Raw genomic sequence first — 13,810 nt, forward strand, 5'->3', positions numbered from 1 at the left:
AGGGACCCCTCTCAACGGAAGATGGTGCGGCCTTCGGTCTCCCACCACTGCCGGTACTTGCGCTGGGCCACCTCACGGTCGCGCTTGGGCAGCGAGTGCTGGTAGCCGTAGTAGGCCTGTGTGAGGTGCTTGAGCTCGTCGCCGGCTAGGCGGCGGAGCTTCGCGTCTTCGTGCATGAGCGCCTCGATGAGCCACTCGATGCGGTGCTCGCCGCGGTGCTCCTTGACCCAGCCTGCCCACGCGTCGCGCGAGCGGCCGAAGTCCTGGCGCGTGATGAGCACCAGGCTCTGGTGAGCGGCCTCGCGCAGGCGCTCTTCGTCCACGTCCAGCATGCGCACCAGCAGGTCCAGCGCGCCGTCGTCGCGCAGGTGGCCGAGTGCCTTGATGGCCGCGAGGCGAATGGGCACGGGACGCGCCGGGATGCGTGCGCTGGCGCGAACGCGATCGATGACCCGCCCGAACTCACGTGGGAAGCGGCGCAGCGGCCGGAGCACGTCGAGCGCCAACGCACGCGTGCCCGAGTCCACGTCGAACACGCGCCGCCCGAGGGGACCCACGAGATCCCTGTGCACCAGCTCCGCCGACAGCAACGTGGCGTAGAAGCGCACGTCGTGGTCTTCGCGGTCGAGCAGGGCAGCCACGTAGGGGACCGCTACCTCGCCGAATGCCACCATGGCACGCGAGACGGCCGAGATGTCGCGCCCGCGCGGGAGCCGCTGATGCGGCGCGTTGCGGTCGAACCAGAGCGGACCGGGGAACTCGCGGACCAGCGCGGGCAGCACGCCCTCGCCCGCGCGGAGCGCCGCCTTCACGGCAAAGACGTCTTCCGGCCCCGCGTTCAGCAGCTGCTGCATGGCGGTCTCGACGCTGTCGCCGAGGTCGAGGATGACCGACGGCATGCCGGGATCGACCGCAGCACGCGCGTTGGTGGTGGCCGAAGCGCTCGTGGTGGCGGCGGTGACCGTCAGCTCGGGCTCGTCGTCGTCGTCGTGTGCGGCCTCCGCTTCGCGCGCTGTGGGCGCAGGCGGGCGGTTCGAGCGCAGGCGGCGACGCTCGGCTTCATCCGTGTTCGGGCTCTCGGAGCGGCTCGCCTCTTGCTCACGCGGAGGTGGAGGACGCGACGAGCGCGAGCGCGCGACGACGTCGGTGGTCCCCTTCATCGAGTACACACCGGCTGCCGGGCGGAAGCTGGCGTTCCCGCGCGGTGGCTCCTCCGGGACGGGCACCACAGTGCCCATCACCACCGCCTCGGCGAGGGCGCGGGCCGTGGCGCGAGCGCGCTCGCTGTCCACGACGGTCACCGCGCGCGTCACGGACACGCCGCCGGTCTTTCGAACCAGCGCCTCGGCGGGCACGGGGATGTCCACGAGCGTGGCCTGTTGGCTCGCGGCGCGCTCGGCGCTGGCGGGCGGGGCGTCGCTGGGCTCGCTGGGCTCATCGAAGCCGGGGGCGTCGTGCTCGCCCGTGACCAAGGTCGCGTCTTCGAGCGCCGCCTCGGCACCGTCCAGCATGGTGGAGCCTGAGGCTGTGTCGAGCGTGACGGCCGGGGGTGCCTCCCACGCGGGCTGGGCGGCATCTGCTGCGGGCTCGGGCGCGGGCTCGGGCACTCCGAGATACGCCGGTTCGGGGTCCTCGGGGGTGGTGTCGTCGACCCCTGGCCGGGCCTGAGCTGGCACGCTCTGCGCGCCCGCCGTGTTGGCCACGGGGGACGGGGGAGGTGGCGCCGTGCGCGGCACACCGAGCAGATCCATGGCCTGCGTGCGACGCTTGGGCGCACGCGCCCGCGGCGTGTGCGAGACCTCGGCCACCCAGTTGCGGCGACCGCCCTGCCAGCGCTTGGCGATGTTCCCCTTCGGGTCCGCTGCCTCGGCCTCGGGCGCCGCCTTGCCGAGCTTGCGGCGCAGGATCAGGCGCTGGAACGCCTCGCTGATGCGCGGCATGAACGCGACGAACTCCGGCACGTCCGAGATGCCAAAGTCCTCGCCGCCGCGGTCTCCGTAGAACAAGAGCACCACGCGCTGGCGGATGACCACCGGCGCCACCACGCACGGCTGCGCCTTGTCACGGCCCAACGCGCCGGCCAGCTGTTGGTCGGCGCGTGTGCCGCCCTCGAGGTCGCCCATGCGCGGCTGCGCCGTGCGGAAGGCATCACTCAGGATGCCAGCGTCTTCCACCGACGCCGACGTGCGGCGCACGGTGGCGTAGTCCGGCCCGCGGCCCTCCACGTCCAGCCCCTCGGCCACGTCGTCTTGCACCATGAACAGCACGGCGCAGTCGAAGAACTGCTGCACGAAGGCGAGCGACACCTGCAGCACCTCTTCGCGGCTGCTGGCCTGCTCCAACAGCTCTACCGCCAAACGTGCCGTGAAGGGACCGCGGATGCGGTGCAGCAGCTCGGTGCGCGGGGGCCGCTCCATGAGTGCAGAGGCCGTCTCCCCCGTGGGCGGCTCGGAATCGCGCGTGGGCACCGCGGGGGCGTTGGGCGGAGCAGGGAGGCTCGGCTTCGTGGCGCCGAAGCCTGGGGGATCGGCCACGAGCGACGTGCGCTCGATGGACTCGGCGCCCACCACGCGTGCCACGTTGACGGCCACGGCGACATTCCCGCGGCCTGCCGCAGGGACCTGCCCGTATTTCGCCGTGCTGCCGGTGCGCGCCGAGTAGGTGGCGCTGGTCCGACCTTCCGGCTCTGGCGCGGGCGCAACCGCGGCGACGGCGGCGGCCTCGATGGCGGGGGCCAGGTCGTCGGGCATGGTGCGCCGGTTGTCGTCGATGGCCGCGACCTCCACCAACGTGCCGGCGTCGGCGTCGCCCAGCTTGCGCCCCAAGCGCTTGAGGCGCGGCGAGAGCTCCACGCCGTAGTGCGCGCCCAGGGCGGCCTCGAGGCGCGCCTGGGTGGAGATGCGCTGCTCGATGGCGGCCCCGAGCAAGAACGCCAGCTGCTGCTCCACCTCACGGCTGAGCGGCTCGTGCACGGCCAGGGCCACACGCCCGGGGTGCACGCCGAGCGGCACGACGCGGTGCTGCTCGGCCACCTCGCGCGGGACCAATCGAATGACGTCACGCGACACCGCCATGAGGTCCGCCGCCGCCACCGGAGACAGCTCGAACACCGCTGCACAGTACGACGCCAGGACGTTCTCGGGGGCGGCGCCCACCTCGAGCAGCACCGTGTCGAGGGCACCACCCGAGATGACTTGGCGCTGGATCGCCTCCTCGATTTTCTTCACCGGAACCACTCGGTCCCGGACAAGCAGCGACGTCAGGGCCGACATGGGGCTCCCATGGTCACGTTCCCTGCCGAAAGTGTCAATGATTGCGGTGCGCGACTCATGACTGCCGAGCCGCTGGATCCTCCGGAAAGCGATGCCGCGGATAGCGCCGGCGTAGCTCCTGGGCGAGGCGCGGATAGTGACGCTCCCAGAAGCCCGCCAGGTCGGTGGTGACCTGCACCGCGCGTTTGTTGGGGGCCAGCAGGTGCAGCACCAGGGGCACCTCACCGCGGGCCACGCTCGGACCGCGGGTCATGCCGAAGAAGTCTTGCATGCGGGACTCGATCCAGGGCGCGCGCTCGGCCTCGTAGTTCACCGGCACGCGCGCGCGGGCCGGCAAGGAGACCGTCTCGGGAGCGACGGTGTCGAGCGCCCGCCGTGTGGCCTGGTCCAGCATGCCCAGCAGCGTGGGGAGCAGCGCCAAGGACTTGAGGTCGGCGAACGAGCGCCGGCCATCGCACAGCACACGCAGGGCCTCGATGATGCGCGCGTCGTCGATGGCTGGCGTGGCCACGCCGTGTGCACGAGCGAACGCGACACGATGTTGGAGCGCCTGGAGCTCGTCCATGTCCACGAAGCGCTGCAGGCCTGCGGCGAGCGCCGCGCGCGCCAACGTGTCGGCCACTTCGTCCCCGGACACGTCCCGCCGCACGCTCTGGTCGATGACCAGGCCGTCGTAGCGCAGCCCGCTGATCTGCTCCACCTGCTCGCGCCGCGCGTCGAAGCGCGTCTCCACGTAGCTCACGACGCGCTCGGGAAAGGCATCCAGCAGGTCCTCGGCGTCGACGGCGCTGGCGCGCTCGATGACGGTGCGCTGCTGCTGCCGGCGCGCGTCCACGCAGACCATGAATTCCGCCTCGCGCACCACGCTCTCGGGGGCGAGCTCGCCGCTGCCGCCGCCGGCGAACACCACCGCGGGGCGGCCCGCATCGCGGCGCTTGCCCACACGGTCCGGAAAGCCCACCAGCACGGCGCGCGCGATGGCGGTGCGCTCGGCGTCCAGCGGCGCATCGGGCACGCGCGGCAGGCGCAAGGCGCGGGCCAGCTGGTCGCGGCTCTGCTTGACCGTGTGCACCAGCGCGGGCTCGAGCTCGAGGCGACGCAGCACGCCAGCCGAGAACCCGTGCGCCTCCGCCTCCTCGAAGGCCTCCACCTGCTCCACCACGTCGCTGTCTTCCACCCGCTCCCGGCCACGCCCTCGCGGGCCACCCAGGTGCGCGCGGCTCCCGCGACGGATGTCGCGTTCGGCGATGAGCGCGGCCACCAGCGCCCCGCGCGCGCCCGCCCCTCGCTCGCTGGCCTCCAGCATGAGGCGTCCCAGCCTGGGGTGCGTGGGCAGCGTGGCCAGGCGCCGGCCGAGTGCGGTGGGGCCGAGCATGCCAGCCTGCTCGTCGAGCGCACCCAGGCGCTGCAGCAGCTCGAGCGCGGCCGTGCGCGCGGCCTCGGGGGGCGCCTCGAAGAACGCGAAGGTGCGCGCGTCGTGCCCGAGCGTGGCCAGCAGGAGCAGCGCCTCCGCCAGCTCGGCGCGAGCCACTTCGGGGGCGTCCTGCGCGTCGCGCGAGTCGAAGTCGTGGCGCGTGTAGAGCCGCTCGCACGTGCCGGCCTGCACACGACCCGCGCGGCCGGCCCGCTGCACGGCGCGCGCGCGGCTGATGCGCTCGGTGACCAGGCTGCTGAGGCCCGTCCACGCCTCGTGCCGCGCCACGCGCGCGAGCCCGCTGTCCAGCACGTGCGTGACGCTGGGCAGGGTGACCGAGCTCTCCGCCACGTTGGTGGACAGGATGACCTTGCGGCGCGCGCCCCGCTGCACGGCCTGGTCCTGCTCGCGTGCGGGCAGGTCCCCGTGCAGCAGCGCCAGGTCCGCGCCCGCGTGCTGCACCAGCTCGCGGCAGGCGTCCGCTGCGCGGCGGATCTCGGCCGCGCCCGGCAAGAACACCAGCACGTCGCCAGACGTCTGGGCCAGCGCGCGGCGCACGCCCCCCGCCACGCGCTCTTCCAAGTGGCGCGTGTCCTCGCGGTCGGCGAAGCGCACGTCCACCGGGAACTCGCGGCCCGGCACCCTCACCACGGGCGCGTCCAAGAACGCGGCCACCGGCGCGGGGTCGAGCGTGGCGCTCATGACCACCAGGCGCAGGTCGGGCCGCGCGGAGGCGCGCGCGTGGCGGCACAGGGCCAGGCCCAGGTCCGAGGCCACGCTGCGCTCGTGGAACTCGTCGAAGACCACCGCGGCGAGGCCCCGCAGCGTGGGGTCGTCCGCCAGACGCCGCAGCAGCACGCCCTCCGTCACGAAGCGCAGGCGCGTGCGCGGCCCGGCCAGCGTCTCGAAGCGCACTTGGACGCCGACGCTCTCCCCCAGCGCCTCGCCCTTCTCGTCGGCCACCCGCGCCGCGGCCATGCGCGCGGCGAGGCGGCGAGGCTCGAGAACCCACACCTCTCCGGGCAGTCCGTCCGCTTCACACTGGAGCAGCACCGCGGAGGGCACGCGCGTGGTCTTGCCCGCGCCAGGCTCAGCCACGATGACCACCGCGCCTGCCCGAACGAGCGCCGCCCGGATCTCCGGGAGGAACTGGTCGACGGGCAGCGCGGCCTCGGCGCGCGGTGGCAGAGCGCGTGTCACGCTGCGTCAGACGCGCGTGAGCTTGCGGTACTTGATGCGGCGCGGCACGTCCGCGTCATCACCCAGGCGCTTCTTCTTGTCGGCCGCGTAGTCGGAGTAGCCACCCTCGAAGAACACCACGCTGCTGTCGCCCTCGAAGCCGAGGATGTGCGTGCAGAGCCGGTCCAGATACCAGCGGTCATGGCTGACGATCAAGCAGCAGCCGGGGAACTCCAGGATCGCTTGCTCGAGCGACTGCAGCGTCTCCACGTCGATGTCGTTGGTGGGCTCGTCGAGCAGCAGCACGTTGCCGCCGCTGCGCAGCAGCTTGGCGAGGTGCACGCGGTTGCGCTCACCGCCCGAGAGCGCGCCGACCTTCTTCTGTTGGTCGCTGCCCTTGAAGTTGAACCAGCCCACGTACTGGCGCGCGCGCACGGTGCGACCGCCACCCACGTCGATCTCCTCGGTGCCGCCGGAGACCTCGTCGTAGACGCTGGCGTCGCCCTTCAGGTCGGCGCGGCTCTGGTCCACGTAGCTGAGCTTGACGGTCTCGCCCACCTCGATGTGCCCCGCATCGGGCTGCTCTTCGCCCACCAGCATGCGGAAGAGCGTGGTCTTGCCCGCGCCGTTCGCGCCCACGATGCCCAGGATGGCGCCGGGAGGCAGCGAGAAGCTCAAGTCCTCGTACAGCAGCTTGTCGCCGTAGGCCTTCTTGATGCCGTGCACCTCGATGACCTTGCGGCCCAGACGCGGGCCCGGCGGGATCTTGATCTCAGCGCCGTCGCGCTGCTCGCGGCCGGCCTCGGCCACCAGCGTGTCGAACGCCTCGAGGCGCGCCTTGCTCTTGGCCTGCCGCGCCTTGGGCGAAGCACGGACCCACTCGAGCTCGCGCTGGATCTTCTTGCGCCGCGAGCTGTCGGACTTCTCTTCCTTCTCGAGGCGCTGCGCCTTGTTGTCGAGCCACTCGGAGTAGTTGCCCTTGAAGGGCAAGGCCTTGCCGTGATCCAGCTCGAGGATCCACTCCACCACGTTGTCGAGGAAGTAGCGGTCGTGCGTGACCAGGATGACAGCGCCTGGGTACGCCTGGAGGTGGCCCTGGAGCCACGCCACGCTCTCGGCGTCGAGGTGGTTGGTGGGCTCGTCCAGCAAGAGCATGTCGGGCCGCTGCAGCAGCAGGCGGCACAGCGCCACGCGGCGCTTCTCACCACCCGAAAGCACCTTCGGGTCGGCGTCGGCCGGCGGCAGGCGCAGCGCGTCCATGGCCAGCTCGAGCGTGTGCTCGAGGTTCCAGCCGTCGGCCGCGTCGATTTTGTCCTGCAGGACGCCCTGCTTCTCCAGCAGCTTGGTCATCTCGTCGTCGCTCATCGGCTCGCTGAACTTCATGCTCAGCTCCTCGAACTCGCGCAGCAGATCGCGCACGGGCTTCACGCCCTCTTCGACGGCTTCGCGCACGGTCTTGGCGTCGCCGAGGTCCGGCTCCTGCTCCAAGTACCCCACGGTCAGGCCAGCGCGCTTCCAGGCCTCGCCCGTGAAGTTGGTGTCCACGCCCGCCATGATGCGCAGCACGGTGGACTTACCGGTGCCGTTGACGCCGATGATGCCGATCTTCGCGCCCGGCAGGAACGAGAGGTACAGGTTCTCGACGACCTTCTTGTCCGGCGGGTGAACCTTGGTCACCCCCTGCATCGTGAAAATATAGTCAGCCATGTGGGGTCACTCCTGCTCAGTCGATGGCGATCAGCGTCACGTCGAACACGAGCGTGCCCTGCGGGCGCTCGGGCTGGCCATCGTACGCGAGGTTGCCGGGGATCCAGAAGCGACGCTTCTCGCCAGCGACCATGAGCTGCATGCCTTCGGTCCAGCCGGGGATCACGCCATTGAGCGGGAAGGTGGCCTCGCGGCCGCGACGCAGCGACGAGTCGAACAACGTGCCATCCGTGGTCCAGCCGCTGTAGTGCACGGTGACCGAGCTGGTGGCCGTGGGGTGCACGGTGCCCGTGCCGGGCTGCAGGACCACCGAGGCGACGCCGCTCGCGGTGCGCTCCGCGTTGCGCGGCGCGGCGGCCACGTTGTCGGGAGTGACGGGCGGCGCGGTCTCGATGCCCAGCAGCTCCACGTCGAAGACGAGCATGCCGGCCGGACGGCCGGGCTGGCCGCGGTAGGCGAGCTCTTCGGGGATCCAGAGGCGGCGCTTCTCGCCACGCACCATGAGCTGCAGACCCTCGGTCCAGCCGGGGATCACGCCGCGCAGCGGGAACGAGATGGGCCGGCCACGCTGCACGCTGGAGTCGAACATCTGACCGTCCGTGGTCCAGCCGGTGTAGTGCACGATGACGACGTCCTGGGCGGTGGGGTGGTCGCGACCCGTGCCCGCCTCGAGGACGCGCGATGCCACGCCGGTGGCCGTGCGCTCGGCGTTGGCCGGCGGCGCCGCCACGTCTGCGGGAGCCGGGATTCCGGGCGGCTCTTCGGGGGCGGGCGCAGCGGCCGCTTCGACTTGTGCGCCAGCCTGGGCACCCGCTGGCGGGTCCTCGTGAGCCTGGGCGCGAGGTCCGCGCGGGACGTCGGCAGCGGCAGACTCACCTTCGCCGCGGGGCTCGTCGCCGAGGCCGTTGCTGCTGGTGCGGCAGCCGCCAGCAGGAACGAGGAGCAAAAGGGCGAGCCACAGCGCGGAGGAGCTTCGTTCGGTGAAAGACATGCGCCGCTTGGTACCCGAACGCGCAGGGGATGTCGAGACGCCAGCCTTGCGCGCGGGTGTGCAAACCTTTCCAAAATGTGACGGGCGTCGCTACCATCGCGTGAGGAACGACACCCCGCGTGACCCCTCCCGACGACGACCGCCCCACACTCCTGCTGTTCGGCGACGGCGAGCCCATGCTCGAGGCGCTGGTCGCGGCCTTGAGTGGGCGGGCCATCGTCATGGTGGAAGACGAGGCCGACTCGGCCGTGGCCGCGGTGCTAGCCAACGTGCCCGACGTGACGGTCTTCGTGGGGCGCGCTGCGCAGCCCGAGCAGGCGGCGGCGCTGTTGCGCGAGCTGGGTGCCCACGCGCTCACCGCTTCCAGCCCGGTGGCGCTGCTGTCTTCGGACGACAGCCTCGCGGCGCGCCTGCGGGCCGCCGAGCACGGCGTGGTCACCATCCTGCAGCGCAGCGCCAGCGCGGACGCCATGGCGCGCCAGATGCTGGAGCTGGCCACGCGCCTCTACGACGACCCTGGGGTGCACGAGGCGGGTGAGCTGGCCGAGGCCTCGGTGGACGACCTGGTGCAGATCCTCGGGCGCGAGCTGCAGAGCGGCATCCTCTCCATCACGCAGGCCGACGGCGCGCGCGCCGAGCGCTTCGTGGTGCGCGCCGGGCAGCCCATGCGAGCGGCCATCAGCCAGTTCATCGAGCGCGTGCGGCCGCTCATCGCGGAGGCGAAGCCGCTGCACTATGCCTTCCACGAAGCGCCGGTGGCGCCGCTCTGGACACTGGACGACGAGGCCGAGGCCGAGGCCGACGGCTCGGCCCGCAAGGGCCTGCGTGACCGTCGCTTCTTGTTGATCGCCAACAACCCCGCCGCTGCCGATGCGCTGGCGCAGGAGCTGCGTGCCAACGGCGCGCTGGTGGTGGTGGTGTCGGCCGACGGGTCCGGCTGGGACCGCGCGCGCGACCTGGATCCCGAGATCGCGCTCATCGATGAAGAGGGCCTCAACCACTGGGGCTTCGACGCCGTCGCCCGCTTGCGCGCGGACCCACAGCTGCGCTGGGCGTCGCTGGTGGTGATGGACGCGAAGGAGCTGCTGCCCGAGGACGGCCCGCCACGCGTGGAGCGCCTGGCGGCGAACATCGCGAAGCTCACCGAGCCGGACGCGGCGCTGCGCGCCCGGGCGGCCGCCCACGAGGTCTTCGACGCGCGCATCGAGACCGTGGGCCCCACGCGGCTGGTGCGAGCGCTGCTCAGCACGGGCGGCGCGTGGAACCTGCAGGTGCGCCCGCGCGGCGGGGCCACGCTTCAGCTAGCCCTCGCCGAGGGGCTGGTGGCCGGGGCCAGCGCCCACCTCCCGGACGGCCGTCGGCTCGAGGCCGCTGCAGCGTTCGCGTGCCTGCTGGTGGCGGGGGCGGGCCGCCTGCGCGCCGAGCCCGCCACCCACCCGAAGCTCGCCAACATGCTGATGCCGCTCGACGAGGCCGTGCGCGCCGCGCACGCCGAAGGCAGCCCCATGCCGGTGACGCACAGCCCGTCGGCACCGCCGCCGCCTCCGGAGCGCGGCTCGCGGCCGTCGAGCCCGCCGCGCGCACGCGCTGCGGCCAGCCAGACCCACAGCACGGAGACCAACGCGCTGGTGGGAGAGCTCGAGGACCTGGTGGGTGGCCTGCAAGACGCGCTCGAGGGCCAGCCCACGCGGCCGAAGGGAGTGGCCCGGGTCGCGGCGCCGCGGCCACCGGTGCGCCCGGCATCAGCGCCCGTCGTCTCCGCTTCGCCAACCGCCGCCAAGCCCGCGCCCGCCAACGTCGCGCCCATTGCCCCCAAGCCCGCGCCGACCACCGCTCCCAAGCCCGCGGTCGGCGCGCTCGCCGAGCCCGCTCGGGCCCCGGCGGTCCCGCCGCGGACGGCCAGCCCAGCCACCGCGGCCGTGGCGCGGGCCGCTGCCGTTGCCCCAGGCACCCATCCCGCTGCAGCTCCCGTGGCGAGCTCCAGCAAAGTCTCATCACCGCCTGACGCCAAGCCCGCCACCGCGCGGCCCGCGCCCCCGCCCAGCACGAGCCCTCAGGTGGCCACCCGCGCTGCCCCGCCCGGCGCTCCCCTGGGTGCACCCGTGGCACGCTTGGCGCCCGCCCCGTCGCCGGCTTCCGGCGCGCGCCCGCCCACGCCGGCCGCCGCCGCTACGCGGCCACCTCCCCCGGCCCTCGCGGCCGCCAAGTCACTGCCGCCTCCGCCCCCCGCGGCCGTCAAGTCACTGCCCCCGCCCCCCCCTCCCACGCGCACGTCGCTGCCACCGCCTCTCTCGGAGGACAACAAGCCCACACTCCCGCCGCTCCCCGGCGCTGGCCTGGCCCCCCACCCGCCGGCACCGCCCTCGACACGCCCGCCTCCTCCGCCCTCGACCGCGCCCACTCGAGCCGCTTCGGCTCCTCCTGCGGCCCTGGCTGCCGTGGTGCCAACGGTTGCTGCGCCACTCGCGGAAGTGCCCGCGCCACCCGCGCCCCGGCCCGTGCCCATGCCGCAGCCGCCTCCCGCCACGCTGCCCGCCCAGCCGCAGCCCGTCATGGCACAGCCGGTCGTCTCCGCGGACGAGGCGCCTCGGCGAAAGGTGTCCCCCGTGCACGTGGTCATCGGGCTCGCCATCATCCTCGCCGGCATCGCAGGGTTCGCGCTGGTGTTCACGTTTGCGGCGCAGGGCCCAGCGAGCGATCCCGGCGCCGCCCCCACGCCCGCCCCGCTGGCCACGCCCGCGCCAGCCCCCCTGCCAGCCGCGCCTGCAGCCACCGCGCCCGCACCCGTGTCCCGCGCGCAGGCCAACGCCCAAGCGCCCAGCGCACCGCGGCTCCTGTCGGTGGACCCCGGGCCCATGCCGGAAGAACACGCCGGGGCCGCCGCCACCGTGGAGCGCTACCGCGACAGCCTCGCGCGTGGTGCTCGCGCCCGCTCGCGCGGCGACCTCGAGGTGGCGCTCTCGTCCTATCGCTTCGCCGCGCACCTCAAGCCGCGTAGCACCGACGCCGCGCTGGGCATCGCCCGCACCTACCTGGACGCGCAGCAGCCCGCCGATGCGCTGCGCTGGGCCGAGCGCGCACGCGACGTGGAGACGCGTGGCATCGAGGGGCGCCTGATGGTGGGCGACGTGCTGCTGTCGATGGGCCGGCACGACCAAGCCATCGCCACGTGGCGCGAGGCGCAGACGCTGGCCCCACGCGAGCGCGCCCCCGAAGAGCGCATTCGCCGCGCCGAAGAAGACCTCGCCGAAGAGGACTGACCCCGCCGCCGGTGCGGCCTACTCGTCGCCGCGCTCGAGGGTTGGCGCCGGCGCCTCGCTCCGGCTCACCTCGTGACCCTCCACGTCGATGACACCGGCCACGGGGCGTGCGCCTGGTCGCCCCGTGCGGGAGCGCATGCCGGGGCCGCCCATCGACACGGTGCCCATGGTCACCACCTCCACGTCGCCGCGCGCCACGCGACGCTCGAGCCACGTGCGAACGCCCCGCGCCCACAGCGCGCGCGTGCCCGGGATGAGCAACGACAGCCCCAGCACGTCGCTGAGCACGCCGGGGACGATGAGCAGGGCGCTGCCCAGCAAGACCAGCACGCCACCCAGCACGCCCTCTTCGGGCATCTGCCCGCCCGCCAGCGCCTCGCTCCAGCGTGCCAGCACGCGCGCGCCGAGGCTTCGCGCGATGACGGTGCCCACCACGCTGGTGACGAACAGCAGCCCGAGCGTGGGCCAGAACCCCAGCGCCCGCCCGAGGGCGAGGAGCACGTAGAGCTCGGTCAGCGCAAAGAGGACGAACGCGAGGAAGAGCCTGCCCACCCGCGCCTCACTCCGCCTGCTGCTGTTGGGCGCGCCGCTCGGCCTTGCGCTGCGCCTTCGCGGCCTCGGCTGCGCGCTTGGCCTCGGCCTCGCCCGGCACCTCGCGCTCGGGCGAACGCCCCGCCGGCGCCGTGACGATCACCTCGAGCAGCATGGGCGTGGCCAGCGCGATGAGATCGATGTCCGGGTCCAGCTGCTTGCCCAGCCCCTCGGCCACCAGCATGGCGATGTGCACCACCGTGAAGCTGGGGTCGATCTGCACCTTGTGGCGCCGCAGGATGTTCATGATCCCGGCCACCACCTCGCTGGCCTCCAGCTCGCCCAACGGCTTGCCGTAGAACGTGTCGAAGTAGGCCGTGACCTCGCGCTCGTACTGCGCGTAGTCCTTGGTGCCCACGGTGGGCGCGTACACGTAGAACAGCCGCGCCGCCGCCTTGCCGTCCTTCTGGCTGAGCGCGTGGAAGGTCTCGATGAAGGGCCGCATCAGGTCCTTCGGGATCTCGGCCACCAGCCCCAGGTCGATGAGCACCACCACGCCCTCGTCGGTGAGCATGATGTTGCCGGGGTGCAGGTCGGCGTGCACGAAGCCGTCCTTGAAGACCATCTGCTGGATGGCCGCCGCGCCGCGCAGGGCCAGCAGCTTGCGGTCGCCGCCCACCTTCTCGGGCTCGGTGGCGCGCACGCCGTTCACGAACTCCATGGTGAGCACGCGCCGCGAGCACAGGCCGTCGATCAGCTTGGGCACCTCCACGCCCTCCACGTGCGCGAAGTTGGCCGCGAAGCGCCGGTTGTTGTTGGCCTCCTGCTCGAAGTCCACCTGCCGGTGCATGGCCTCTGCGAACTGGGCCACCGCGCCGCGCAGCGAGAGCAGCTTGAGCGAGGGGATCCACTCCAGCATGCGCGCGCCCACGTCCATCAGCACCAGGTCGCGATCGATCTGTGGCGCGGCCAGCGGGCGCTGCACCTTGAGCGCCACGGCCTCACCCGTGTCGAGGCGCCCACGGTGCACCTGCGCCACCGACGCTGCGGCCACCGGCACCGGGTCGATCGACACGATGCGCGCGCGCGCTTCCTTCGGCAGGTCCTCGTCCAGCACGCGGACCACCTGCTCGAACGGGATGGGCTGCACCTTGTCCTGCAGCGTCTCGAGCTCGCGCACGATGCCCGGCGGGATGATGTCCGGACGCGTGCTCAGGATCTGCCCGAGCTTCACGTAGGTGGCCCCCAGCTTGTCGAGCGTGCTCACCAGCACCTGTCCACGCAGGTGGTCGCGTGCCTCGGTGTCCAGCCGCCCGGCCACGATGCGCCGGCCCATGTAGCGAAAGAACGCCCCGGTGAGCACGGCCAGGATCGCGAGCGAGCGGAGCACCAGAGACAGGAAGCGCATGGCTCACGGTGTAGTTCCGAGCGGCCCGCCCGTCTACCTGGCGCAGAA

The 13,810-nt window shown here is 72.8% G+C and carries 7 protein-coding genes; 1 reads left to right on the forward strand and 6 read right to left on the reverse strand.

Annotated features, from left to right (window positions below; genetic code table 11):
* Window positions 1–11: 11 nt before the first annotated feature.
* The 4 genes from IPI43_02320 to IPI43_02335 form a co-directional block, all read right to left on the reverse strand.
* Entirely contained in the window at window positions 12–3,227 is a 3,216-nt protein-coding gene (locus IPI43_02320) for a hypothetical protein (GenBank protein MBK7772963.1), read from the reverse strand.
* A gap of 100 nt (window positions 3,228–3,327) precedes the next feature.
* Entirely contained in the window at window positions 3,328–5,874 is a 2,547-nt protein-coding gene (hrpB, locus tag IPI43_02325; protein MBK7772964.1) for an ATP-dependent helicase HrpB, read from the reverse strand.
* An 18-nt stretch (window positions 5,875–5,892) separates the two neighbouring features.
* Window positions 5,893–7,572 carry an energy-dependent translational throttle protein EttA gene (ettA, locus tag IPI43_02330; protein ID MBK7772965.1) on the reverse strand — a complete coding sequence of 560 codons (1,680 nt, stop codon included), beginning with the start codon at window positions 7,570–7,572 and terminating at the stop codon, window positions 5,893–5,895.
* A gap of 16 nt (window positions 7,573–7,588) precedes the next feature.
* On the reverse strand, window positions 7,589–8,563 hold the full coding sequence (locus tag IPI43_02335; GenBank protein ID MBK7772966.1) for an FKBP-type peptidyl-prolyl cis-trans isomerase: 975 nt from the start codon (window positions 8,561–8,563) through the stop codon (window positions 7,589–7,591).
* 119 nt (window positions 8,564–8,682) lie between these two features.
* On the opposite strand from IPI43_02335, the gene IPI43_02340 reads away from it, so the two are divergent.
* Window positions 8,683–11,823 (forward strand): hypothetical protein, encoded by a 3,141-nt coding sequence (locus IPI43_02340; protein ID MBK7772967.1) that lies wholly within the window; start codon window positions 8,683–8,685, stop codon window positions 11,821–11,823.
* A gap of 18 nt (window positions 11,824–11,841) precedes the next feature.
* Here the strand turns inward: IPI43_02340 and IPI43_02345 are convergent, their stop codons facing one another.
* Window positions 11,842–12,375: an FxsA family protein gene (locus IPI43_02345; GenBank protein MBK7772968.1), complete on the reverse strand. Its 534-nt coding sequence runs from the start codon at window positions 12,373–12,375 to the stop codon at window positions 11,842–11,844.
* A 7-nt stretch (window positions 12,376–12,382) separates the two neighbouring features.
* Window positions 12,383–13,762, reverse strand: a complete 1,380-nt coding sequence (locus tag IPI43_02350; protein MBK7772969.1) for an AarF/ABC1/UbiB kinase family protein — start codon at window positions 13,760–13,762, stop codon at window positions 12,383–12,385.
* Window positions 13,763–13,810: the final 48 nt, after the last annotated feature.

The sequence above is a fragment of the Sandaracinaceae bacterium genome (assembly GCA_016706685.1).
GTDB lineage: Bacteria > Myxococcota_A > Polyangia > Polyangiales > Houyiibacteriaceae > JADJJE01.